General features: G+C 73.6%; 17 protein-coding genes. 9 read left to right on the plus strand and 8 right to left on the minus strand.

The genetic code is table 11. The annotated features are described in order from the left end of the window. Window positions 1–100: 100 nt before the first annotated feature. Window positions 101–706, minus strand: a complete 606-nt coding sequence (locus tag ACZ7KX_RS11910; RefSeq protein ID WP_470326345.1) for a hypothetical protein — start codon at window positions 704–706, stop codon at window positions 101–103. 47 nt (window positions 707–753) lie between these two features. On the opposite strand from ACZ7KX_RS11910, the gene npdG reads away from it, so the two are divergent. After that, window positions 754–1446 carry an NADPH-dependent F420 reductase gene (npdG, locus tag ACZ7KX_RS11915; RefSeq protein ID WP_396550857.1) on the plus strand — a complete coding sequence of 231 codons (693 nt, stop codon included), beginning with the start codon at window positions 754–756 and terminating at the stop codon, window positions 1444–1446. 112 nt (window positions 1447–1558) lie between these two features. Then, entirely contained in the window at window positions 1559–1753 is a 195-nt protein-coding gene (locus ACZ7KX_RS11920; RefSeq protein WP_350523290.1) for a hypothetical protein, read from the plus strand. A 67-nt stretch (window positions 1754–1820) separates the two neighbouring features. Here the strand turns inward: ACZ7KX_RS11920 and ACZ7KX_RS11925 are convergent, their stop codons facing one another. Then, window positions 1821–2636, minus strand: coding sequence for a site-2 protease family protein (locus ACZ7KX_RS11925; RefSeq protein ID WP_470326346.1), 816 nt, complete (start codon window positions 2634–2636; stop codon window positions 1821–1823). Between the two features lie 262 nt (window positions 2637–2898). Here ACZ7KX_RS11925 and ACZ7KX_RS11930 point away from each other — a divergent pair, with 262 nt between their 5' ends. Beyond that, window positions 2899–6261 carry an AfsR/SARP family transcriptional regulator gene (locus ACZ7KX_RS11930; protein ID WP_470326347.1) on the plus strand — a complete coding sequence of 1121 codons (3363 nt, stop codon included), beginning with the start codon at window positions 2899–2901 and terminating at the stop codon, window positions 6259–6261. 185 nt (window positions 6262–6446) lie between these two features. Here ACZ7KX_RS11930 and ACZ7KX_RS11935 read toward each other — a convergent pair whose 3' ends face one another. The 3 genes from ACZ7KX_RS11935 to panB all read right to left on the minus strand — a co-directional run bounded on the left by ACZ7KX_RS11935 (window position 6447) and on the right by panB (window position 9309). Beyond that, a complete protein-coding gene (locus ACZ7KX_RS11935) occupies window positions 6447–7259 on the minus strand; it encodes an ABC transporter permease (RefSeq protein ID WP_350523293.1) in 813 nt (270 codons plus the stop codon). Continuing rightward, the gene (locus tag ACZ7KX_RS11940; RefSeq protein WP_350523294.1) at window positions 7256–8278 is read right to left on the minus strand and encodes an ATP-binding cassette domain-containing protein; all 1023 of its coding nucleotides are present in this window, start codon (window positions 8276–8278) and stop codon (window positions 7256–7258) included. The genes ACZ7KX_RS11935 and ACZ7KX_RS11940 overlap by 4 nt, the downstream gene beginning before the upstream one ends. 161 nt (window positions 8279–8439) lie before the next feature. After that, window positions 8440–9309: a 3-methyl-2-oxobutanoate hydroxymethyltransferase gene (gene panB, locus ACZ7KX_RS11945; RefSeq protein ID WP_350523295.1), complete on the minus strand. Its 870-nt coding sequence runs from the start codon at window positions 9307–9309 to the stop codon at window positions 8440–8442. A 311-nt stretch (window positions 9310–9620) separates the two neighbouring features. Between panB and ACZ7KX_RS11950 the strand changes: the two genes are divergently transcribed. The 3 genes from ACZ7KX_RS11950 to ACZ7KX_RS11960 all read left to right on the plus strand — a co-directional run bounded on the left by ACZ7KX_RS11950 (window position 9621) and on the right by ACZ7KX_RS11960 (window position 13434). Further along, window positions 9621–11231, plus strand: coding sequence for a DHA2 family efflux MFS transporter permease subunit (locus ACZ7KX_RS11950; protein WP_470326348.1), 1611 nt, complete (start codon window positions 9621–9623; stop codon window positions 11229–11231). Window positions 11232–11414: 183 nt separating this feature from the next. Next, window positions 11415–12068, plus strand: a complete 654-nt coding sequence (locus ACZ7KX_RS11955; RefSeq protein ID WP_350523297.1) for a TetR/AcrR family transcriptional regulator — start codon at window positions 11415–11417, stop codon at window positions 12066–12068. 319 nt (window positions 12069–12387) lie between these two features. Further along, entirely contained in the window at window positions 12388–13434 is a 1047-nt protein-coding gene (locus ACZ7KX_RS11960; RefSeq protein ID WP_470326349.1) for an endonuclease/exonuclease/phosphatase family protein, read from the plus strand. A 7-nt stretch (window positions 13435–13441) separates the two neighbouring features. Here ACZ7KX_RS11960 and ACZ7KX_RS11965 read toward each other — a convergent pair whose 3' ends face one another. Further along, on the minus strand, window positions 13442–15196 hold the full coding sequence (locus ACZ7KX_RS11965; RefSeq protein ID WP_470326350.1) for an NAD+ synthase: 1755 nt from the start codon (window positions 15194–15196) through the stop codon (window positions 13442–13444). Between the two features lie 240 nt (window positions 15197–15436). On the opposite strand from ACZ7KX_RS11965, the gene glnA reads away from it, so the two are divergent. Both glnA and ACZ7KX_RS11975 read left to right on the plus strand, forming a co-directional pair. Then, window positions 15437–16798 (plus strand): type I glutamate--ammonia ligase, encoded by a 1362-nt coding sequence (glnA, locus tag ACZ7KX_RS11970; protein WP_097238167.1) that lies wholly within the window; start codon window positions 15437–15439, stop codon window positions 16796–16798. Between the two features lie 182 nt (window positions 16799–16980). Beyond that, the gene (locus tag ACZ7KX_RS11975; protein WP_470326351.1) at window positions 16981–18141 is read left to right on the plus strand and encodes a hypothetical protein; all 1161 of its coding nucleotides are present in this window, start codon (window positions 16981–16983) and stop codon (window positions 18139–18141) included. 100 nt (window positions 18142–18241) lie between these two features. Here ACZ7KX_RS11975 and ACZ7KX_RS11980 read toward each other — a convergent pair whose 3' ends face one another. Further along, entirely contained in the window at window positions 18242–18994 is a 753-nt protein-coding gene (locus tag ACZ7KX_RS11980) for a class E sortase (RefSeq protein ID WP_470326352.1), read from the minus strand. Between the two features lie 224 nt (window positions 18995–19218). Between ACZ7KX_RS11980 and ACZ7KX_RS11985 the strand changes: the two genes are divergently transcribed. Beyond that, window positions 19219–22257: a bifunctional [glutamine synthetase] adenylyltransferase/[glutamine synthetase]-adenylyl-L-tyrosine phosphorylase gene (locus ACZ7KX_RS11985; RefSeq protein ID WP_470326353.1), complete on the plus strand. Its 3039-nt coding sequence runs from the start codon at window positions 19219–19221 to the stop codon at window positions 22255–22257. A 57-nt stretch (window positions 22258–22314) separates the two neighbouring features. Here ACZ7KX_RS11985 and ACZ7KX_RS11990 read toward each other — a convergent pair whose 3' ends face one another. Then, complete coding sequence (locus ACZ7KX_RS11990) at window positions 22315–23283, minus strand: phosphatase PAP2 family protein (RefSeq protein ID WP_470326354.1); 969 nt, start codon at window positions 23281–23283, stop codon at window positions 22315–22317. Window positions 23284–23524 lie beyond the last annotated feature (241 nt).

The following is a 23524-nucleotide window of genomic DNA, read 5'->3' on the forward strand; positions in this document are numbered from 1 at the left end:
ACCCCTCCCGCAAAGGGTTTTCGAGCCGCCCGCATCGGCCACCGTTCCACGGTCCACCGCACCTGATGCCGCGGCGTCGGTGTCCGGGCGTTCGGGCGGGCTACCAGCGGCTGAGGCCGGGGGCCGAGGTCAGCCGGCCGGCGAGGTCGGCCAGGCGGTCGAGGGTGGAGCGGCGGCCCGCCGGCCGGCCGGCGGCGGCGCTGACCAGGTGCTGGGCCAGGTCGAAGGGTTCCTCGGCGGCGGTGCCGACGGCCAGCCGTTCGTGCGCCAGCCCGCCGAGGTCGCCCGGCGCGGTGGGGCCGGTGCCGTCCAGCGCGAGCACGGTGGCGCCGTGCCGCCGGGCGTCGTGCACCCGCTCCAGCAGCGGGGCGCCGGCCGCTTCCGGGGCGACCACCAGGACGGTGGCGCCGCGCCCGGCCCCGGTGAGCCGCCGCAGGTCGTGCGCCAGGTGGGCCGGCGCACCGGCCGGCGGACGGTGCCGCAGCAGGGTGGGCGCCAGCCGGGGGACGGCCGACCACGCGGCCTCGTCCGCCAGGTGGGCGGCCAGGTGCCAGGGCTCGTACGCCTCGGTGCCGACCAGCAGCAGGGCGTCCGCCCCGCGCCGCTGCACCGAGCGCCGCAGCGCCCCGGCGAAGCCGCCGACCGCCTCCGGCCAGCCCGTGCCCGCCAGCCGTTCCCGGAGTGCCGAAACTCTCACCGCGTCCATGCGGGCCAGGATGTCGCGCGTGGCCGGGGGTTTGGCAGGATCGGCCCATGACTTCCCTCGATTCAGCGACAAACCCGGCCCACGAGCTGCCGGACGTCTCGCAGCTGGTGGTCGGCGTCCTCGGCGGCACCGGCGACCAGGGGCGGGGCCTGGCCCTGCGGCTGGCCAAGGCGGGCCAGCAGGTGATCATCGGCTCCCGTGACGCGGCCCGGGCCGAGGCCTCGGCCGCCGAGCTGGGCCTCGGCGTGCGCGGCGCCGACAACGCCACCGTCGCCCGGGAGAGCGACGTGGTGATCATCGCGGTCCCGTGGGACGGCCACGCCGCCACGCTGACCGCACTGCGCGAGGACCTGTCCGGCAAGATCGTCGTCGACTGCGTCAACCCGCTCGGCTTCGACAAGCAGGGCGCCTACGCGCTGAAGCCGGAGGAGGGCAGCGCCGCCGAGCAGGCCGCCGCGCTGCTGCCGGACTCCCGGGTCACCGCCGCCTTCCACCACCTCTCGGCGGTGCTGCTGCAGGACGAGTCGGTGGAGGCGATCGACACCGACGTCATGGTGCTCGGCGACGACCGCGCCGCCACCGACGTCGTGCGCGGCCTGGCCGCCCGGATCCCCGGCATGCGCGGCATCTACGCGGGCCGGCTGCGCAACGCCCACCAGGTCGAGGCGCTGGTGGCCAACCTGATCTCGGTCAACCGCCGCTACAAGGCCCACGCGGGCCTGCGGATCACCGACGTCTGACCGGTGGGTGCCGTGTCGACCTCACCCCTGGACCCGTTCCGGAGGTGAGGTCGGCGACAATGGGACGCGGCCGCGCCCCGGTCGGCCGTACCCGTTCTAGGAGCCCTCCACCATGCCCCGCACGTCCGTGCTCGCCCTGACCGTCGTCGTCCTCGCGCTGGCGGCCGCCGTCTTCTCGCTGACCCAGGGCCTGTGGCTGGGCCTGATCTGGCTGCCGCTGGCCGGCGTGGCCAGCAACGTGGTGTGGCTGAACCGCCGCCGGGCGAAGATCGCCGAGGCCACCGCCGCGGCAGCCGAGCAGGGCTGACCGAAGAAGGCCGACCGGGCGGCGCCGGCCGAAGAGGGCTGACCGGGCAGGGCCGGCCGCCCTCGGATCAGTTGTCCCAGAAGCGGAACATCGCGTAGCCGAGGTCGGAGACCCGGCCGTCCACCCCGAACAGCCCCATCAGCCCGTGCACCGCCTCGAAGAAGAGGTGGTTGACCTGGGGCTGCCACAGCAGCGCGAACACCGCCAGCATCCCGTACGGCGCGAACGGCTCGACCGCGCGCCGCGTCTTGGCCGACAGCCACGGCTCGACGATCCCGTAGCCGTCGAGGCCGGGCACCGGGAGCAGGTTCAGCAGCGCGGCGCTCAGCTGGAGCAGGCCGAGGAAGGCCATCGCGCACTCGATCGGCTTGTACGGGTCCACGCCGAAGGCCCAGACGTACACCCCGCCGTCGCCGTGCAGCCACCCCGCACCGACCGGGACGAGCAGCACCGCCGCGAACAGCACGTTGACCAGCGGCCCGGCCGCCGAGACCAGGCTGTGCTTGAGCCGGCCGTGGATCCGGTGCCGCTCGATCCACACCGAGCCGCCGGGCAGGCCGATGCCGCCGAGGATCACGAAGACGATCGGGAGCACGAAGCTCAGCAGCACGTTGGTGTACTTCAGCGGGTTGAGCGTGAGGTAGCCCTTGGCGCCGACGGTGATGTCGCCGCCGTGCAGCGCGGTGCGCGCGTGGGCGTACTCGTGCAGGCAGAGGGAGACCATCCAGCCGGCGACGACGAACAGGAACACGCCGAAGGAGCTGTTCCCGTAGTCGGCGTACACCGCCCAGGCGGAGGTGGCGAGGACGGCGAGGAGCACCCAGAACACCGGGCTGATCCGGCGGTCCTCGCTGCGGGAGCGCGGCGTGGCGGCGAAGGTCATGGTGTGGATGCTCCGTGGGCAGGGGGAGGTCGGGATGCGGGCCGGGGTCGATCATGCCGGGCGGGCCGGTGACCGGACAAGCCGCTCCGGGTGAACGTCCGAACGCCCGGCCGCGTTCCGCCGCGGGTGCGGGCGGGTGCGGGCGGGTGCGGGCGGGTGCGGGCGGGTGCGGGCGGGTGCGGGCGGGTGCGGGCGGGCGGGTGCGGGGAGTTGCCAGCACAATTGTGCGGCCGTACCCGCGTCGATCGACCAGAATGGTCCGGTGCACTACGGCATCCTCGGGACGACCACGGCCCACCACGACGACGGAACCCCGGTGCCCCTGGGCGGCGCCCGGCTGCGGGCGCTGCTCACCGCGCTGGCCCTGCGGCAGGGCCGTCCCGTCCCGGCCGACCTGCTGGTGGACGAGGTCTGGGACACCGACCCGCCGCAGGACGCCTCCGCCGCGCTGCAGACCCTGGTCGGCCGGCTGCGCCGCACCATCGGCCGGGACGAGGTCGGCTCCGGCCCGGCCGGCTACTGGCTGACCGGCCCCGGCACCGACCTCGCCGACTTCCAGCGGCTGAGCGCCGAGGGCCGCCGCGCCCTGGACACCGGCGACGACGCGCTCGCCGCCGAGCGGCTGCGCGCCGCCCTGGCGCTGTGGCGCGGCCCCGCCCTCGCCGACCTGCCGGACCGCACCGGCCCGGCCGCCCGGCTGGAGGTCCAGCGTGAGGAGGCCCGCCGCCACCGGATCACCGCGGACCTCGGGCTCGGCCGCGCCGCGGAGCTGGTCGCCGAACTCGCCGAGCTGTGCGAGCGGCAGCCGCTGGACGAACCGCTGCAGCTGCTGATGATCCGGGCGCTGCAGGCGAGCGGCCGCACGGCGGAGGCGCTGCGCCACTACGAGCGGACCAGGCGGGCGCTGGCCGACGAGCTGGGCGTCGACCCGGGCCGCCAACTGCAGTCCCTCTACGCCGAGTTGCTCGCCCCCGTGGCGGAGGTGGAACCGGACCCGGTCCCGCTGCCGGCGCCGGCCGAGGATGCCCCGGCGCCCCGGCTCCCGCGCGCCGGTGGCAACCTGCGCGGCCGGCTGACCAGCTTCGTCGGCCGTGAGGCCGATCTCACCGCGCTGCGCGGGATGTTGACGGGACGTCGGCTGGTGACCCTCACCGGCCCCGGCGGCTCCGGCAAGACCAGCCTCTCGGTCGAGGCCGGCCGGGCCGAACAGGGCGCGGGCGCCTGGCCGGACGGCGTCTGGGTGGCCGAACTCGCCCCGCTGGAGAGCCCGGAGGCGGTGCCCGCCGCCGTGGTCTCCGCACTGGGCCTGCGCGAGATCGTGCTGCACAGCACCAACATGGTCGCCGAAGTGATCGAGAAGCGCGCCGAGGACCCGCTGCGCCGGCTCGTCGAGCACTGCGGCCACCGTCGGATGCTGCTCGTCCTGGACAACTGCGAGCACCTGATCCAGGCCGCCGCCGACCTCGCCGACGTGCTGCTCGCCGAGTGCCCGGGGCTGACCGTGCTCGCCACCAGCCGCGAGCCGCTCGGCGTGCCCGGCGAGACGGTGCTGCCGGTCGAGCCGCTGCCCGACCCGGTCGCGCTGCGGCTGTTCGCCGAGCGCGCCGCCACCGCCCGTCCCGGCTTCGACCCGCAGGGCGACCCGGAGGCCTGCGCCGAGATCTGCCGCCGGCTGGACGGGCTGCCGCTGGCCATCGAACTGGCCGCCGCCCGGCTGCGGGTGATGACGGCCCGCCAGATAGCCGACCGGCTGGACGGCCGGTTCGCGCTGCTCACCGCCGGCAGCCGCACCCTGCTGCCCCGCCAGCAGACCCTGCGCGCGGTGGTCGACTGGAGCTGGGACCTGCTGGGCAAGCGGGAGCGGGCGGTGCTGCGCCGGCTCTCGGTGTTCGTGGGCGGCTGGCAGCTGGAGGACGCCGAGGCGGTCTGCGCCGACGGCCTCGACGTGGCCCCCGGGGAGGTCGCCGACCTGCTGCTGTCGCTGGTCGACAAGTCCCTGCTGGTCGCCGACCTGGACGGCGCCAGCCTGCCGCGCTACCGGATGCTGGAGACCATCCACGAGTACGCCACCGAGCGCCTCGCCGAGTCCGCCGCCGAGCGCGTCGCCGCCGAGGCCCGTCACCTGGCGCACTTCCGCGCGCTGGTCGCCGAGGCCGAGCAGCAGATCCACGGCCCCCGGCAGCTGCACTGGCTGGCGGTGCTGGAGCGCGAGCAGGACAACATCCGGGCCGTGCTGCGCCGCGCGATCGACCTCCGGGACGAGGAACAGGCGCTGGTCCTCTGCCTCGGCATGAGCTGGTACTGGTCGCTGCGCGCGTACAGCATGGAGGCCCGCGGCTGGTACGACGCGGTCGCCGCCCTGGGGCCGGACCCGTTCGGTCCCGACGTCCCGCCGCCGCTGCCGCTGGAGCGCGACGTGCTCGCGTACGGCGTGCCGATGCCCGAGGGCGTGCTGGAGGAGTCCCGCCGGCTGCTCGCGATGTACCGGCTGATCGGCCTGTTCGAGGGGAACCTGGACGTGCTCGGCGACCCGGAGGCGGTCGAGGTCTCCCGGCAGCTGCTTGACGCCTACGGCCCGGAACTGCCGCAGTCCTACCGCTTCCCGGCGCTGATGCGGGTGTTCGGTGCCTTCCTGGCCGGCCGGCTGGAGCTGATGAAGGACCTGCTGGACGACGCCGTCCTCGGCTGCGAGCAGTACGGCGGGCCGGGTGACCTGGCCTTCATCCTGCAGGTCCGGGCACGGATGATGAACGACTGGCCGAGCGGCGCCGAGCAGAGCCTGCGCGACGGCGAGCGCTCTCTGGAGCTGTACGAACGGGCCGGCGACCTCTGGGGGGTCTCCCAGGCGCTGGCCGCGCACGGGGAGAGCCTGGCGGGCCAGGGCGAGTCGCAGGCCGCCGCCGCCGCGTACGCGCGGGCGATCGAGCTGGCCGAGGAACTGGGCGCGCCGCAGGAGGTCCCGATCCTGCGGGTGCACCTGGGCACCGCCATGCTGGAGCACGACATGGAGCGCGGCGAGCGGATCGTCCGCGAGGCGCTGGCCTCCGTCGACGCCCCGGGCACCAACCAGTCCACCACCGGCGCCCTGATGTTCGGCCACCTGACGCTGTGCGGCATCCACGCCGTCCGCGACGAGCACGAGGCGGCCCTGGCCGAGCTGGACACCCTCGACGTGGTCAGGGTGGGCGGCTTCGCACCGGGCATCGTGGACGGGATGCTGCTGAGCGCCCGGGGCTGGATCGTCGCCCGGGCCGGGGACCCGGACCAGGGCTTCGCCCTGCTGCAGGAGGGCCGGCGGCTGCTGCGCGCCATGTCGGCCACCAGCGGGTTCGCCGAGCACGTGGCGGTCATGGTGGTGCCCGCGGTGGCCGCGGTGCTGGTGAGCTTCGCCCAGCGGGACGGGGACCTGGAGCGGGCCGAGGCCGCCGCCGTGCTGCTGGGCGCGCACACCGGACTGAACGGCCCGAAGGGCGGCTACCTGGACCGGGTCGAGCGGGAGCGCTCCGCCGGCGCCCTGCGGGAGCTGCTCGGCGACGCCGCCTTCGAAGCGGCCCGCACCCGTGGCACCGGGATGACCCAGGCCCAGACCCACGAGCTGATGGACGAGTTGATCGGCGAGGGCTGAGGCCCGATGGGCCGGTGCCCGTCCCCTGGTCACCGGCCCATCGGGCCCTCGCGACGGCCGGTGCCCGTCCCCTGGTCACCGGCCCGCCGGGCCCTCGCGACGGCCGGTGCCTGTCCCGGGCGGCCGGCCGTCCCGTCCGGCGGCCCTCCCCCACGGGGGCCGACGGTGGCTCTTCTCCGTGGGGCTCAGGTCCGCTTGCGGAAGCGGGCGACCGCCAGCGGGGCGAAGACCGCGGTCACTGCGGCGGACCAGACCAGCACGATCATCACCGGGTGGGCCACCGCGCCCTCGCCGTTGAGCAGCGCACGGGAGGCGTCGGCCAGTGCGGACAGCGGGTTGATCTTGGTGAAGGACTGCAGCCAGCCCGGCATGGTGTTGGTCGGGGCGAAGATCGAGCTGCCGAACTGCATCGGCATCAGGACCAGCATGGCCACGCCCTGGACGGCCTGGGCGCTGCGCAGCGCCATGCCCAGCAGCATCGAGATCCAGACGATCGACATGCCGAACACCAGGCCCAGGCCGACCGTGGCCAGTACCTCCAGCGGGCCGGTCTTCACCTCGAAGCCGATGCACATCGCGAAGCCGATCAGGATCGCGAAGGAGAGCAGCCCGCGGAGGGTCTCGGCGGCGATCTTGGAGAGCAGCACGGAGGCCCGGCCGATCGGCAGGGTCCGGAAGCGGTCCATCACACCGGTCTGGAAGTCGCTGTTGAGGCCGGTGCCGACGGCCATCGCGAGGGTGAGGCCGGTCTGCCCGAGCAGGCCGGGGACCAGGTACTGCTTGTAGGTGTCCTGGTCGCCGGCCATCGCACCGCCGAAGACGTAGACGAACAGCACGGTGAAGATGATCGGCATCAGCACGGCGTCGAACATCGACTCCGGGTCGGCCTTGATCCGCATCAGGTTGCGCCGGGTCAGCGCGCCGACGTGGCGCAGTGTCCCGGACAGGCCGATCCGGGAGTCCTCCACCCGGGCGGGGGCGAGTGCGGCGGTGGTCATGCGACGGGCTCCTTGGCGAGGCTGGGGGCGGGCTCCGCGTCGGCGGCGGGCTTGCCGGTGATGGCGAGGAAGACCTCGTCGAGGCTGGGCACCTTGGTGTCGATGCCGGCGATCGCGAAGCCGCGGCCGCCGAGCACGCCTATCACCGCGGTCAGCTGCTCCTCGTCGGTGATCGGCACCGCGAGCAGGCCGGTGTCGGCGGAGAATGTGGCGCTGGTGATGCCGCTCTCGCGCAGGCAGCGGGCCATCTCGGGCAGGTCGGCCGGGCGGACCGGGCGGACCTGCAGGGTCTGGCCGCCGACCTTGGCCTTGAGATCGGCCACCAGGCCGTTGGCGATGACCTTGCCGCGGTCGATGACGGTCAGCTCGTTCGCGAGCTGCTCCGCCTCCTCCATGTACTGGGTGGTCAGCAGCACGGTGGTGCCCTCGGAGACCATCCGCTGCACCTCGTCCCAGACCTCGTTGCGGGTGCGCGGGTCCAGGCCGGTGGTGGGCTCGTCCAGGTAGAGCACCCGGGGCCGGCCGATCATGCTGGCGGCGAGGTCGAGGCGGCGGCGCATGCCGCCGGAGTAGGTCTTGGCGGTTCGCTTGGCGGCCTCGGTGAGCGAGAAGCGCTCCAGCAGCTCGGTCGCGCGGGCCTTGGCCTCGCGGCGGGGGAGGTCGAGCAGCCGGCCGATCAGGTAGAGGTTCTCGTACCCGGACAGGAGTTCGTCGACGGAGGCGTACTGGCCGGTGAGGCCGATCGTGCGGCGCAACTGCTTGGGCTGGCGCAGGACGTCGTAGCCGCCGACGACGGCGGTGCCGGCGTCCGGCTTGATCAGCGTGGAGAGGACCCGCACCAGGGTGGTCTTGCCCGCGCCGTTGGGGCCGAGCACGCCGAGGACGGTGCCCTCCTTCACGGTGAGGTCGACCCCGTCGAGGGCCTTGGTGGTGCCGTAGTGCTTGACGATGCCGCGGACCTCGACGGCGTTGCCGACGGCGGCTCCCCGGTCGTTCGGGGCGGTGGCGATTCGTGTCATGCCACCAGGTTGTCCGCCCCGGCTGTCAGCCCCCTGTCAGCCGGGCGGCGGCCGTGGCACCCCGCTGCCAGGCGGCTGTCACGCCGCTGTCATCCGCCGGCCGGGCACGGCAGCGCCCCCGCTCCGACGGGCGGAGCGGGGGCGCAGGGTCGTACGGCCCGTCAGTGGAAGGTGTGCTCCTCCGCCGGGAAGGCACCGCCGCGGACGTCCTCGGCGAAGGCCCGGGCGGCGTCGCCCAGGACGGCCCGCAGGTTGGCGTACTGCTTGACGAACTTCGGCACCCGGCCGGCCGTCATGCCGGCCATGTCGGTCCAGACCAGGACCTGGGCGTCGGTGTCGGGGCCGCCGCCGATGCCGACGGTCGGGATCGCGAGCTGCTCGGTGACCTGGGCGGCCAGCTCGGCCGGCACCGCCTCCAGCACCACCGCGAAGGCGCCCGCCTGCTGGACGGCCTTGGCGTCGCGCAGCAGCTGGTGCGCCGCCTCGTCGCCACGGCCCTGGACCGGGTAACCGCCGAGGGCGTGCACGGACTGCGGGGTGAGGCCGATGTGCGCCATCACCGGGATGCCGGCCTCGACCAGCAGCTCGATCGAGCGGGCGCTGCGTTCCCCGCCCTCCAGCTTCACCGCGCCGACGCCGGCCTCCTTCATCAGCCGGGCCGCGTTGTGCATGGCCTGCGCGGGGGACTCCTGGTAGGAGCCGAACGGCAGGTCGGCGACGATCATCGACCGCTTGGTGCCGCGGACGACGGCGGCGGAGAGCATCACCATCTGATCCATGGTCACCGGGACGGTGGTCTCGTAGCCGAGGTGGCAGTTGCCCGCCGAGTCGCCGACCAGCAGCACCGGGATGCCGGCCTCGTCGAACACGCCCGCGGTCAGGGCGTCGTAGGCGGTGAGCATCGACCACTTCTCGCCGCGCTGCTTGGCGGAGGCCAGGTCGCGGACGGTGATGCGGCGGTTGGTGACCCCACCGTAGAGGGTGGCGGTCGACGCCTGGTTCTGGGCAGGCGAAGGCGAAGAAGCGTTCATCGAACGGACTCCTGAAGGGTTGTCGTCTCGTGGCGCCGTGCGGCGTCCCCGGATCCCCTCCATGCTTGCACGCCCCGGCGTGCGCGCAAAGAGGGGTGCGTTCGTCCCGGTGCGATCCGTGACACACCGGGTCCGGTCGTGGTGGCACACCGGGCCCGGTCGTGGTGGGCGGAGGCGGCGGGCTTTGCCTCGTTTTTGCGAAACGGGGTCGTCTCGTATCGTATTCCCGGCTACTCTGGTGCGGGGGGTTACGAGACGTATCCGGCTCGGAATTGCCCGCCAGTGCCACACCAACACGGACGGGAAGACCAATGACCACCGCAGCCGCGCCACCCCGCGTGCCGGAAGCCATCCACCGTCGGCGCTGGGCGATCCTCTGCACCCTGGTGCTCGCCCTGCTCGTCGTCGTGCTCGACAACTCGATCCTCAACGTCGCGATGAAGACCATCGCGACCCCCGCTCCGGTCGGCCTCGGCGCCACCCAGAGCGACCTGGAGTGGTCGATCAACTCCTACACCCTGGTGTTCGCCGGGCTGCTCTTCACCTCGGGCCTGCTCGGCGACCGCTTCGGCCGCAAGCTCGCGCTGCTGGCCGGCATGGTGGTCTTCGGCATCGCCTCGCTGCTGTCCTCGATGGCCGGCTCGCCCGGTGAACTCGTCGGCTTCCGCGCCCTGATGGGCGTCGGCGCCGCGCTCGCGATGCCCGCCACGCTGGCGATCATCATGAACGTCTTCGAGCGCTCCGAGCAGCCCAAGGCCATCGGCATCTGGGCGGGCGCGGTCGGTCTGGCCATCGCCATCGGCCCGATCACCGGCGGCGTGCTGATCGAGCACTTCTGGTGGGGCTCGGTCTTCCTGATCAACGTCCCGATCGTGATCGTCGCGGTGATCGCGATGGCGGTCCTGGTGCCCGAGTCCAAGGACCCCAACCCGGGCAAGCTCGACCCGGTCGGCGTGCTGCTGTCGATCATCGGCCTGGTCGCGCTGATCTACGGCATCATCAAGGGTGGCGAGCTGGCCGACTTCACGGCTGTCGAGGCCTGGGCGCCGACCCTGATCGGCGTGGTCGCGCTGGTCGCCTTCGTCTGGTTCGAGCGCCGCACCGCGTTCCCCGCGCTGGACGTCAGCTGGTTCCGCAACAAGGTGTTCAGCGCCTCCGTGGTCGTCGTCGGCGTGATCTTCTTCGCGCTGATGGGCGTCTCCTTCTTCGGCGTCTTCTACATCCAGAGCGTGCGCGGCTACAGCGCGCTGCAGGCCGGCCTGCTGATGCTGCCGCTGGCCGTCGCCCAGCTGCTGTTCGCGCCGCGGGCCCGGCTGGTGGTCGACCGCATCGGCGTCGCCGCCACCGCCTCCGGCGGCATGCTGCTGGTCGCGCTCGGCTTCGTCGGCTACACCGTGCTGACCGCCACCAGCCCGATCTGGGTGTTGATCGTGCTCGGCCTGGTGATGGGCGCCGGCATGGCGCACGTCATGCCGCCGGTCACCGTCGCGATCATGGGCTCGCTGCCCCGCGAGAAGGCCGGCGCGGGCTCGGCTGTCAACAACACCTTCCGCCAGGTCGGCGGCTCGCTGGGCGTCGCCGTGCTCGGCGCGGTGCTCTCCACCGTCTACCGCGACGGGATGTCCGACACGCTGAACCAGCTGCCCGAGAACCTGCGGGACAAGGCCGGCGAGTCGCTGGAGGCCACCCTGGCCATCGCCGACCGGATCCCGGGCGGCAAGGCCCTGATCGGCCCGGCGAACGACTCCTTCATCCACGCCATGCACGTCGTGGCCTCCCTCTCGGTGGGCATCTCGGTGCTCGGCGCGCTGGTCGCCTGGTTCCTGCTGCCGCGCCGCTCGGCCGCCCCCGGTGCGCCGGCCGGTCCGGCCCCCGAGCAGCGGGACGAGCCCCTCGTCGAGGCCGCGGCCGCGGACGCCTGACCTGCGGTCCGGCCGGACGACGGTGAGGCCTCGAACACGACTGGGTGACAATGGCCCTGTCCCCCCGGGTGCGCCCGAGGGGACAGGGCCTCGGTCCGACGGCGGGCTCCCGCCCGCCGCACGGACCGTCAACGACACGGACGGCGCCCGCGCGCCCGCGGACAGCGAGGGAGTACAGCGGGGATGAAGACGGACACCCCGACCGCCGACACCGATCAGGACTGCGCCGCCGACAGCGGCCAGGCCTGTGCCGCGGCACGCCGCGGCCGGCCCCGCAGCGAGGCCGCCGAGCAGGCCATCTTCGGCGCGGTGGTGGACCTGATGTCGGGCGGCACCACGATGTCCGAACTCACCATCGAGGGCATCGCCACCGCGGCGGGCGTCGGCAAGGCCACCATCTACCGGCGCTGGCCCAACAAGGAGGCCCTGCTGGTCGACGTGGTCGGCAAGCTGGAGGTCCCGATGCCGGAGCCGACCGGCCGCGGCGCGCGGGCCGACCTGATCGAGATGATCGACTACATGCGCCGACGCGGCCTCGCCAAGCGCACCCGCTGGGTGCTGAAGGCCGCCCTGGGCCAGATGCACAGCCTTCCCGAGCTGCACAACGCCTACCGCGAACGGGTGGTCAAGCCGCGCCGAGAAGCCGGGCTGAAGCTGATCCGCCGCGCCGTGGACGAGGGCGTGCTCCGCTCCGACCTCGACCTGGACCTGCTCGGCGACCTGCTGATGGGCCCGATCCTCTACCGCAGCATCCTGTGGGACGACTCCGACCTGGAGGACCCGGACCTCGCCCGCAAGATGGTCGATTCGCTGATCGGGGGCCTCGGGCCGCGCTGACCCCGGCACCGGCCCGCCGTCCGGGTCCGCGCCGACCCCGGCATCGGCCCGCCGTCCGGGTCCGCGCCGACCCTGGCATCGGCCCGCCGTCCGGGACCGCCCGGGCGCCGTACGGACCTGCTGTCCGGGCGCCGCACCGGCCGGACGTGGCCTAACTCACCAATCCGGGCCACGCCGGAACCCGCTCCGGGGGCCCGACGTCTGTCCCGGCATAGGCTGAGCCGGGTATCCGATCGAACCGGCACCGGTCCGGTGCCGTGCCCGTCCCGCGGGCCGGACCCCGGACCGGCGGCCGGCACGAGCGAACGGGAGCCACGGCATGACGCAGGCGGACAGGACCGAGCGGATCGCGGCCCCCGGAGGTGCCGACGAGCCGGCCCCGGCGGCGCGGTCCGGCGGCTTCCTCGGCCTGCGGAACTGGGGCCGGGACGCCCGCGGCGCCACCACCTGGCGGCGCGGCCTGGTGATCGCCGCCCTGGCCGGGCTCACCGCCGCTCTGCTCGCCTTCCACGCCGAGGTGCCCAACGGCGCCGGCAACCTCGGCAGCCTGCTGGAGACCTTCCTGCCCTGGGTGGGCCTGGCCGTCCCGGTGCTGCTGGTGCCCGCGCTGCTGCGCCGCTCCGCCACCGCGCTGCTCGCCCTGCTGCTGCCCGTGGTGCTCTGGGCCAACCTGTTCGGCGGCCTGCTCATCGACCGGAGCGGCGGCAAGGGCGAGTGGAAGGTGGTCAGCCACAACGTCGCCGCCGCCAACACCGACGTGCCGGGCACCATCCGGGGGCTGGTCGCCTCCGGTGCCCAGATCGTCGCCCTGCAGGAGCTGGCGGGCCGGGCGCTGCACTCGTACGAGACCGGGCTCGCCGAGGCCTACCCGTACCACACCGTGGAGGGCACGGTCGGGCTCTGGTCGAAGTACCCGATCAGCGGGGTCGCGCCGGTGGACCTCAAGATGGGCTGGACCAGGGCGTTCCGCGCCCAGGTCGGCACCCCGCAGGGCCCGGTCGCGGTGTACGTCGCGCACCTGCCCTCGGTGCGGCTGAAGGCCGAGGGCGGCTTCACCGTCAACCAGCGGGACGCCAGCGCGCAGGCGCTCGGCGACGCGATCGAGGCCGAGCCGATCAAGAAGGTGCTGCTCCTCGGCGACCTCAACGGCACCATGAACGACCGCAGTCTGGCGCCCGTCACCTCGCAGATGCGCTCGGCCCAGGGCGCCGCCGGGGACGGCTTCGGCTTCAGCTGGCCGGCGTCCTTCCCGATGGCCCGGATCGACCAGATCATGAGCAAGGGCGGGCTCGAACCGGTCGACTCCCGCACCCTGCCCCGGGACGGCAGCGACCACCTCGCGGTGGTCGCCACCTACCGGTACTGAGGAGGTTCTAGCCGCGCCGCCAGCGGTTGGTGATCGGCAGCCGGCGGTCCCGGCCGAAGTTCTTCACCGAGATCTTGGGGCCCGGCGGGTACTGGCGCCGCTTGTACTCGGCGGTGTCGACCAGCCGCACCACCCGGTCCACCACGGCCGGGTCGAAGCCCGCAGCCACGATCGCGTCCCGGCCCTCGTCGCCCTCGATGTAGCGCGCCAGCACGCTGTCCAGCAGGTCGTAGTCCGGGAGCGAGTCGGTGTCCTTCTGGTCCGGCCGCAGCTCGGCGGACGGCGGCTTGACGATGGTGTTCTCCGGGATCGGAGCCACCTCGCCGCGCCGCTCGGCCTCCTCGTTGCGCCACCGGGCCAGCCGGAAGATCAGCGACTTGTAGACGTCCTTGATCGGCCCGAACGCGCCCACCGAGTCGCCGTACAGGGTCGAGTAGCCGACCGCCAGCTCGCTCTTGTTGCCGGGCGCGAGCACGATGTGCCCCTCCTGGTTGGAGATCGCCATCAGCAGGGTGCCGCGCAGCCGGGACTGCAGGTTCTCCTCGGCCAGGCCGGTCAGCTCGGTGGCGGCGAGGTAGGCGTCGAACATCGGGGCGATGGAGACGGTCCGGAAGTGCAGCCCGGTGCGGCGGGCCAGCTCGGCCGCGTCGCCCTTGGAGTGCTCGGAGGAGTAGCGGCTGGGCATCGACACGCAGTACACGTTCTCGGCGCCGATCGCGTCCACCGCGATCGAGGCCACCAGTGCGGAGTCGATGCCGCCGGAGAGGCCGATCAGCACCGACCCGAAGCCGTTCTTGGCGACGTACGCCCGGGTGCCGGCGACCAGCGCGGCCCAGATCTCGGCCTCGTCGGACAGCCGCGGCGCGACCCCGGCGTCCGCCCGGTCGGCGGGCGCGGGCACCGGCTCGCCGCCCAGCTCGGTACGGACCAGGTGCAGCCCGTCGCTCAGCAGCAGGCCGTCCGTGTGGTCGCTGCTGGCGGCCGGCAGGTCGAGGTCGAGCAGCAGCAGGTGCTCCTCGAACTGCGGGGAGCGGGCCAGGACTTCGCCGTCCGCGCCGACCACGATCGAGTCGCCGTCGAAGACCAGCTCGTCCTGGCCGCCGACCATGTTGACGTACGCCAGGGTGCAGCCCGCCTCGGCCGCCCGGCGCCGGACCAGCTCCAGCCGCTGGTCGTCCTTGTTCCGCTCGTACGGCGAACCGTTGATCACCAGCAGCAGCCCGGCCTCGGCCTCGCGGGCCGCGGTGACCCGGCCGCCGTCCTGCCAGATGTCCTCGCAGATCGCCAGCGCGACGTCGACCCCGTGCACCCGGACCACCGGCAGTTGGTCGCCCGGGACGAACCAGCGGAACTCGTCGAACACGCCGTAGTTCGGCAGGTGGTGCTTGGCGAAGCGGGTCACCACCTCACCCCGGTGCAGCACGGCGGCGCAGTTCTGCGGGGACCCGGCCGGGCGGTTGAAGCGCGGCGACGCGTGGTCGGAGCGCCCGAGGTAGCCGACCACCACCGGCACCTCGCCCAGCCCGTCGGCCGCCAGCCGGCCGGCCAGCTCGACCAGCGCACCGCGGGAGGCCTCGACGAAGGAGTGCCGCAGGGCGAGGTCCTCGACCGGGTACCCGGTGAGGGCCATCTCGGGGAAGGCGACCAGCTGGGCGCCGGCCTCGACGGCCTGCTTGGTCCAGCGCACCACCTCATCGCTGTTGCGGGCGAGGTCACCGACCCAGGGGTCGATCTGGCTCAGGGCGAGACGGAGATTGGGCATGTCCCCGAGTGTAATCGTCTATCTGACGCAATGTCCCGCGAGGGGGTCGGTCCAGGGTCGGCCCGAGGCCCTCCCGGGCCGGTTCCCGGGGTGTTCCGGTGGTGTTCCGAGGGTGTTCCCGGGGGTCGGCACTGCCGTGCCGCCCGGTGATCGGCCATGATGGGGACATTCGCTCACAGGGTCTTCCGGAGGCCTCCCGGGCGTAACACGAGCGTAAAGAGCAGAGGTGAGACTGTCCCCATGGGCAAGCAGCAGCAGTTCGTGCTTCGGACGCTCGAAGAGCGTGACATCCGGTTCGTCCGGCTGTGGTTCACCGACGTGCTCGGGTTCCTCAAGTCGGTCGCGGTGGCCCCGGCCGAGCTGGAGCAGGCCTTCGAGGAGGGCATCGGGTTCGACGGCTCCGCGATCGAGGGCTTCGCCCGGGTGTACGAGTCCGACATGATCGCCAAGCCGGATCCGACCACCTTCCAGATCCTGCCGTGGCGCTCGGAGACCCCGGGCACCGCCCGGATGTTCTGCGACATCCTGATGCCGGACGGCTCGCCGTCCTACGCCGACCCCCGGTTCGTGCTCAAGCGCACCCTGGAGAAGGCCTCCGACCTGGGCTTCACCTTCTACACCCACCCGGAGATCGAGTTCTTCCTGCTGAAGAACCTGCCCGGCGACGGCACCGCGCCCATCCCGGCCGACCAGTCCGGCTACTTCGACCACACCCCGCGCGGTGTCGGCCACGACTTCCGCCGCCAGGCGATCACCATGCTGGAGTCGATGGGCATCTCGGTCGAGTTCTCGCACCACGAGGGCGCCCCCGGCCAGCAGGAGATCGACCTGCGCTACGCCGACGCGCTCTCCACCGCCGACAACATCATGACCTTCCGCCTGGTCATGAAGGAGGTCGCGCTGGAGCAGGGCGTGCACGCGAGCTTCATGCCCAAGCCCTTCTCCGAGCACCCCGGCAGCGGCATGCACACCCACGTCTCGCTGTTCGAGGGCGACCGCAACGCCTTCCACGAGTCCGGCGCCGAGTACCAGCTCTCCAAGGTCGGCAGATCCTTCATCGCCGGCCTGCTGAAGCACGCCGCCGAGACCGCCGCCGTGACCAACCAGTGGGTGAACTCCTACAAGCGGATCTGGGGCGGCTCCCAGCGCACCGCCGGCGCCGGCGGCGAGGCACCGTCCTACATCTGCTGGGGCCACAACAACCGCTCGGCGCTGATCCGGGTGCCGATGTACAAGCCGGGCAAGCAGGGCTCCACCCGGATCGAGGTCCGCTCCCTCGACACCGGCTGCAACCCCTACCTCGCCTACGCCGTCACCCTCGCGGCCGGCCTGAAGGGCATCGAGGAGGGCTACGAGCTCCCGCCCGGCGCCGACGACGACGTGTGGGCGCTGTCCGACTCCGAGCGCCGCGCCCTCGGCATCCAGCCGATGCCGCAGAACCTCGGCGAGGCCATCGACCTGATGCAGCGCAGCGAACTCGTCGCCGAGACGCTGGGCGAGCACGTCTTCGACTTCTTCCTGCGCAACAAGCGCCAGGAGTGGGAGGAGTACCGCTCCGAGGTCACGCCGTTCGAGCTGCGGAAGAACCTCCAGGTTCTCTGACGATCAGTCAATCACCAGGCGGGCCCGCTCCGGTCGGAGCGGGCCCGCCTGTTTCGTGCGGCATCCTCCGCGCACGCTAATCCGTTGGGCCAATCCGACGACTCTGCAGCGGTGCGAACCGCGGGCGAGTGACACAGGGGCGTATTCAGAAGATCCGTTTTACGGATCATCCTGGAGTGTCCATGCGTACTCGAATCACCACCCTGGTCCTGTCCGGACTGGCCTCGGCCACGCTCGTGCTGGGTGCCGGTCACACGGCCTACGCCTCGTCCTCCGTCGACCACGGCACCGCCTCCGAGTCGGCAGGGGCCCAGGGCGAATGGGTCGACAGCCTTCTGCGCCTGGCCGGGGACGGCGCCGGCTTCTCCGGCAACACCTGGACCGTCACCAGCCGGAGCATCATGCGGTCGGACACGCCGGAGCCGGCCGACCCGGAGTCGAACGAGGCCACCGAGCCGGGTGACGCCACCGAGCCGGGTGACGCCGCCGAGCCGGGCGACTCGGTCCAGGTGGGCGAGGACGGCGCCGAGCGCGGCCGGCCGATGGGCGAGCCGTTGGCGCCCGGGCTCCCCGAAGGAGCCGCGGCCGGCGGCGCGTCCTGCGAGGAGGAGGGCAGCCCCGGCCACCACGAGCTCCCCGGGTGCGTCTGCCCGCCCGGTGAGCACGGCGGCCACGAGGACCACGGCGAGCACGGCGGCCACGAGGGTCAGGAAGGCCACGGCGGGCACGAGGGCCATGGCGGGCACGGCGGCCACGAGGGCCACGGCGAGCACGGTGAGCACGGCGGCCACGAGGGGCACGGCGAGCACGGCGGTCAGGACCAGGGGCAGGGCCAGAACGGCGAGCAGAACCAGGCCCAGGGTCAGGAGCAGGGTCAGGAGCAGGCACAGGGTCAGGCCCAGAACGCCGAGCAGAAGCAGGACGGTCGGCAGGACCAGAAGGTCGACCTCACCGTCGTCGTCCAGAACGTCGTCACCAACAACCTCGACAACAGCGCCAACAACAGCGCCGCGAGCACGTCGAACAACAGCTCCACCAGCAACTCCAACAACTCCGCGCACCAGTCGGCCGCGCAGAGCAACAACCTGTCCAACCACCAGAGCCAGAGCAATCACCAGGCCGCGCAGAACGTGAACAAGGCCAAGTTCGCCGCGCAGGAGGGGTCGCACAAGCCGGCCCCGCAGGGCGGGCACCACGGCGGGGGCGAGCAGCACGCGGCCGGGCACCACCACCACGGCGAGCTGGCCCACACCGGGAGCCAGACGCCGCTGCTGGCGGCTCTCTCGGCGGCGTTCCTCGTGGCCGGCGCGGCAGCCATGCGGATCAGCCGACGGCGTGCATGACGCGGCAGCGGGGTGACCGACGGGCGGTGCGCGGAGAGCGCACCGCCCGTCGGTCGTGCGTCCCCGTTTCCGTCCGCGCTCCCTCCCGGGCCCGGGCCCGTCAGCGCAGTTCGGGGGGCGGCGTACGGCCCGGATCCATCGGCCGTTCGTCGACCAGGCTGCCCCAGACGGCCATCCGGTAGAGCGAGGTGTAGACGGGGGTGCAGGTCGTCAGGGTGATGTAGCGGCCCGGCCCGGTGTACGGGGAGCCGGCGGGCACCGGGGCGATGACACCGGTGTCGTCCGGGGAGGTCTCCGGCAGCGTGGCGTCGACCCGGTAGACGTACCAGCGGTCGCGGGTCTCCACGACCAGCGGGTCGCCCGGCTTCAGCCGGTCCAGGTCGTGGAACTTCGCACCGTGCCCGTCGCGGTGGGCGGCGAGGGCGAAGTTGCCCTGCGCGTCCCAGGGCATGGCCGAGCGGTACGGCGCCGTGTAGACGCCGGCGACCCCGTCCGCGAGGGTGTCCTCGTCGGTGCCGATCCTGAGCAGCACCTCGTAGCCGGCGCCCAGGGCCGGCACGTGGAGGAACCCGATGCCCCCGCCCGCGTCGAACAGGGGCGGCGCGGCGGCCGCGGCCCCGGAGGCCGGGGGCGTCGGGACGGACGGGGCCGCCGTGGACCAGGACCGGCGGAGCTGTTCGGCCGCGACACCGGAGTGCCGGTCGGCCGTGAGGTTCGTCCACCACAGCGAGTAGGCGAGCAAGAGGGCGAGCAGGACGCCGATGGTGAACAGCGCGTCGCCGAGCGCGCCGAGCGCGACCCGCAGGGGGTGCCGGCAAGGTGCTCGTCCCTCGGCCGGGTGCTCGATTGCCATGGTTCGTCCCTTCGGCCGCCGCGCCGGCCGCCGCCGGGGGCGTCCGGGCTGGTCATGCGCGTACTCCACCGCGCCCGCGAGCCGGCGGGCAAGCCGACACGCCACGCTGCCGCCCGGGTCCGTGCGCCGGGCCGGTCGGTGACCGGGCGGGCCCGGCCCGTGGGCCGTCCGGCGGCGGGCCGCCCGGGCGCGTAACCTGCTGGGGCGGACGGATGGAGGGGCCGATGGCGGTGGAGGAGCAGCGGGCCGGGAGCCGGGTCAGCAGGCCGGAGAACCGGCTGGTCCGGCGCGGGTTCGGCGACCCGGCGCGGGCGGTGCGGCTGCTGGAGGGCCCCGGCCTGGAGGGCCTGGCCGACGACCCGGTGCTGCTGGACGCGCTCGGCGCGACCGCCGACCCCGACCTCGCGCTGCTCGGCCTGGCCCGGCTGATGGAGGCCGCCGACGAGGCCGACCGGCACACCCTGCGCGACACGCTCACCACCTCCAAGCCGCTGCGCGACCGGCTGCTCGGCGTGCTCGGCGTCTCGACCGCGCTCGGCGACCACCTGGCCCGGCACCCGCACGACTGGCACGTGCTGGTCACCTTCGAACTGCGCGACATGCACCCCGGCCCGGAGGACTTCCGCCGCGCGCTGACCGACGGCGTCCGGGACGCGGACGTCCGCGGCGGCGACCGCAGCCCGGCCGACGCGCTGCGGATCGCCTACCGCCGCTGCCTGCTCGCCATCGCGGCCCGCGACCTGACCGGAACCACCGACCTCGCCCGGACCGCCGCCGAACTCGCCGACCTGGCCGGCGCCACCCTGCAGACCGCCCTGGACCTCGCCGCCGAGCAGGACCCGGAGGCCGCCGCGGCCTGCCGGCTCGCGGTGATCGGCATGGGCAAGTGCGGCGGCCGGGAGCTCAACTACGTCTCGGACGTGGACGTCATCTTCGTCGCCGAGCCGCGCGAGGGCGTGGCGGAGCCCGAGGCGGTCAGGGCCGCCACCCGGCTCGCCGCCGCCCTCACCCGGCTCTGCGCGGACACCACCGGCGAGGGCACCATCTGGCCGGTGGACGCCAACCTGCGCCCCGAGGGCCGCAACGGACCGCTGGTCCGCACCCTGGCCAGCCACCTCGCCTACTACCAGCGCTGGGCCAAGACCTGGGAGTTCCAGGCGCTGCTCAAGGCCCGGCCGGTCGCCGGGGACGCCGACCTCGGCGCCGCGTACGTCGAGGCGCTCGCCCCGCTGGTCTGGCAGGCCGCCGCCCGGGAGAACTTCGTCACCGACGTGCAGCAGATGCGCCGCCGGGTGATCGACTCCATCCCGGTCACCGAGCTGGACCGCCAGCTCAAGCTGGGCCCGGGCGGGCTGCGCGACGTCGAGTTCTCCGTCCAGCTGCTCCAGCTGGTGCACGGCCGCACCGACCCGGCGCTGCGCAGCGGCAACACCCTGGAGGCGCTGGCCGCGCTCTCCCGGGGCGGGTACGTCGGCCGGGCGGACGCCGCCTCGCTGGACACCGCGTACCGCTTCCTGCGCTCGCTGGAGCACCGGATCCAGCTGTACCGGCTGCGCCGCACCCACCTGATGCCCACCGGGGCCGAGGACCTGCGCCGACTGGCCCGCTCGCTGGCCCCGCTGATCAACGACGACACCCGCGCCGACCCGGTGGCCGCGCTGCACCGGGAGTGGAAGCGGCACGCGGTGGAGGTCCGGCGGCTGCACGAGAAGCTGTTCTACCGGCCGCTGCTCGACGCCGTGGCCGAGCTGCCGCCGGGCGCCGCCGGGCTGACCCCGGACGCCGCGCGGGCCCGGCTGGAGGCGCTCGGCTACGCGGACCCGGCGGCCGCGCTGCGGCACATCAGTGCGCTGGCCTCCGGGGTGAGCCGCAAGGCGGCGATCCAGCGCACCCTGCTGCCGGTGCTGCTCGGCTGGTTCGCCGACTCGGCCGACCCGGACGCCGGGCTGCTCAACTTCCGCCAGGTCTCCGACGCGCTCGGCCGCACCCCCTGGTACCTGCGGCTGCTGCGGGACGAGAGCGCCGCCGCCGAACAGCTGGCCCGGGTGCTGTCGGCCGGCCGGCTCGCCCCCGACCTGCTGCTGCGCGCCCCCGAGGCGGTGGCGATGCTGGGCGATCCGCAGGGCCTGGAACCGCGCGGGCGGGCGGCGCTGCAGTCGGAGATACTCGCCGCCGTCGGCCGGGCCGGGTCCACCACGGCCGCCGTGGCCTCCGCCCGCTCGGTGCGCCGCCGGGAGCTGTTCCGCACGGCCGCCGCGGACGTCCTCGGCCGGCTCGGGGAGGACCCCGCCGAGGCGCTGGACGTCGCGGGGGAGGCGCTCACCGCACTCAACGCCGCCACCCTGCAGGGTGCGCTGCGGGCCTGCGTCGCCGGCTGGGAGGCCGAGCACGGGGACCTGCCGACCCGGATCTCGGTGGTCGCGATGGGCCGCTTCGGCGGCCACGAGCTGGGCTACGGCTCGGACGCGGACGTGCTCTTCGTCCACGAGCCGCTGCTCGGCTCGCTGGAGGAGGAGGCCGCCCGGGCCGCCCAGGCGGTCTGCCACGAGCTGCGCACCCAGCTGGGCGCGCCCTCCACCGAGCCGCCGCTGCTGGTCGACGCCGACCTGCGGCCGGAGGGGCGCAGCGGTCCGCTGGTGCGCTCCCTCGCCTCGTACGCGGCGTACTACCGGCGCTGGTCGCACGCATGGGAGAGCCAGGCGCTGCTGCGGGCCGACCCGGTGGCCGGGGACGAGGAGCTGGGCACGCGGTTCCGGCAGCTGATCGACCCGCTGCGCTACCCGGGCAACGGGGTGCCGGAGCGGGACCTGATGGAGATCCGCCGGATCAAGGCCCGGATCGAGGCCGAGCGGCTGCCGCGCGGGGCCGACCCGACCACCCACACCAAGATCGGGCGGGGCGGGCTGGCGGACGTGGAGTGGACGGTGCAGCTGCTCCAGCTGCAGCACGGGCACGAGCTGCCGGCCCTGCGCACCACCCGGACCAGGGCGGCCCTGGCGGCCGCGGTCGCGGGCGGGCTGGTGGAGCCGGCGGACGCCGAGGTGCTGGAAGCGGCCTGGGTGCTGGCGTCCCGGGTGCGGGCGGCGGTGATGCTGGTGCGGGGCCGTCCCGGGGACAGCTTCCCGGGGGAGGCCAGGGAGCTGGCCGGGGTGGCCCGCTACCTCGGGTACGGCGCCGGGCACAGCGGGGAGCTGCTGGACGACTACCGGCGGACCACCCGGCGGGCCCGGGCGGTGGTGGACCGGCTGTTCTACGGGCTCTGAGCGCCCCGGGGCACGCGAAAGGGGCCCCGTGCGGGGCCCCTTCGCCGTTCGTCGTCGCTACCGGCGGGCGGTGCTGACCGCGGGCTCGCTCCACTGCTCGGGAACGGTGACCGGCTGGTCCTGCGCCGACTCCCGGGCGGGCACCTGCGGCAGCTTGTAGACCCACTCGTGGTAGAGCCAGCGGGCCGCGAGGAAGCCGACGGCCAGGCAGATCTCGCCGCCGACGGCGTCCATCCAGAAGTGGTTGGCGGTCGAGACGATGACCACCAGGGTGGCGGCCGGGTACATCAGGCCGAGTGCCCTGACCCACTTCCGGCGGGCCAGGAAGAAGATCGCCAGGCCGCACCACATCGACCAGCCGATGTGCATCGAGGGCATCGCGGCGTACATGTTGGAGACGTGCGCGGCGGGCCCGGAGGCGAAGGAGCCCCAGGTGCCGTGGGTCTTCACGGTGTCGATGAAGCCGCCGTCGGTCATCAGCCGGGGCGGGGCCAGCGGGAAGGAGTAGAAGCCGACCAGGGCGATCAGGGTGGTGACGAACAGCACCGTGCGGGCGGCGACGTACCGGCCGGGGTGGCTGCGGTAGAGCCAGACCAGGACGCCGATCGTGATGATGAAGTGCAGCGTCGCGTAGTAGTAGTTCATCCCGGTGATGAGCCACCCGACGCCGTCCATCGCGTGGTTGACCGAGCGCTCGACGGCGATGCCGAGGTGCTGCTCCAGCTCCCAGATCCAGCGCGCGTGCTTCTGGGCTATCGCTTCCTGTTCCGGGACCGCGTTGCGGACGATCGAGTAGATCCAGTAGCTGATCCCGATCAGGGCCAGCTCGAACCAGATCCGCGGCCGGGCCGGCGAACGGCGCTGCTCGCGGAAACGATTGCGCAGGGCCGCGGAACGGGACTGGACGGTACGGGTGGCTCCGTCGGGCGCGTGACCGGGGACGGTCGTCGCCGCTTCGGAACCGCCACCGTCGGCCGTGTCGGCGCGCCCGGCGTCGCCTCGCTGGATCTCGGTCGGTTCCCCCATGGACGAGAAGTCTGCCAGACCGCTCGTAGCCGTCTGCTCATCCTCTGGAAGTGGATTCTTCACCGGCTGTCCCCCTTGAGGGCTAGGGGCCGGCTCCCACCGGGGTCGGGGGTGCGCGGGGTTCTGGTGCTAACCGGTGGGACGGACATACGTCCCATTGTCACGCCCGTCGCTCCGGGGGAGTAATCGGGGTGGCCGGAGGCGGTCGTGGAGCTGGATTTTCCCGGAACGAAACGGTTTC

This window comes from Kitasatospora sp. NPDC038210, assembly GCF_055600605.1.

Coding starts and splice junctions, on each gene's coding strand:
- ACZ7KX_RS11910 (WP_470326345.1), bottom strand. CDS start 706: ATGGACGCGGTGAGAGTTTCGGCACTCCGGGAACGGCTGGCGGGCACG.
- npdG (WP_396550857.1), top strand. CDS start 754: ATGACTTCCCTCGATTCAGCGACAAACCCGGCCCACGAGCTGCCGGAC.
- ACZ7KX_RS11920 (WP_350523290.1), top strand. CDS start 1,559: ATGCCCCGCACGTCCGTGCTCGCCCTGACCGTCGTCGTCCTCGCGCTG.
- ACZ7KX_RS11925 (WP_470326346.1), bottom strand. CDS start 2,636: ATGACCTTCGCCGCCACGCCGCGCTCCCGCAGCGAGGACCGCCGGATC.
- ACZ7KX_RS11935 (WP_350523293.1), bottom strand. CDS start 7,259: ATGACCACCGCCGCACTCGCCCCCGCCCGGGTGGAGGACTCCCGGATC.
- ACZ7KX_RS11940 (WP_350523294.1), bottom strand. CDS start 8,278: ATGACACGAATCGCCACCGCCCCGAACGACCGGGGAGCCGCCGTCGGC.
- panB (WP_350523295.1), bottom strand. CDS start 9,309: ATGAACGCTTCTTCGCCTTCGCCTGCCCAGAACCAGGCGTCGACCGCC.
- ACZ7KX_RS11950 (WP_470326348.1), top strand. CDS start 9,621: ATGACCACCGCAGCCGCGCCACCCCGCGTGCCGGAAGCCATCCACCGT.
- ACZ7KX_RS11955 (WP_350523297.1), top strand. CDS start 11,415: ATGAAGACGGACACCCCGACCGCCGACACCGATCAGGACTGCGCCGCC.
- ACZ7KX_RS11960 (WP_470326349.1), top strand. CDS start 12,388: ATGACGCAGGCGGACAGGACCGAGCGGATCGCGGCCCCCGGAGGTGCC.
- ACZ7KX_RS11965 (WP_470326350.1), bottom strand. CDS start 15,196: ATGCCCAATCTCCGTCTCGCCCTGAGCCAGATCGACCCCTGGGTCGGT.
- glnA (WP_097238167.1), top strand. CDS start 15,437: ATGGGCAAGCAGCAGCAGTTCGTGCTTCGGACGCTCGAAGAGCGTGAC.
- ACZ7KX_RS11975 (WP_470326351.1), top strand. CDS start 16,981: ATGCGTACTCGAATCACCACCCTGGTCCTGTCCGGACTGGCCTCGGCC.
- ACZ7KX_RS11980 (WP_470326352.1), bottom strand. CDS start 18,994: ATGGCAATCGAGCACCCGGCCGAGGGACGAGCACCTTGCCGGCACCCC.
- ACZ7KX_RS11985 (WP_470326353.1), top strand. CDS start 19,219: ATGGCGGTGGAGGAGCAGCGGGCCGGGAGCCGGGTCAGCAGGCCGGAG.
- ACZ7KX_RS11990 (WP_470326354.1), bottom strand. CDS start 23,283: ATGGGGGAACCGACCGAGATCCAGCGAGGCGACGCCGGGCGCGCCGAC.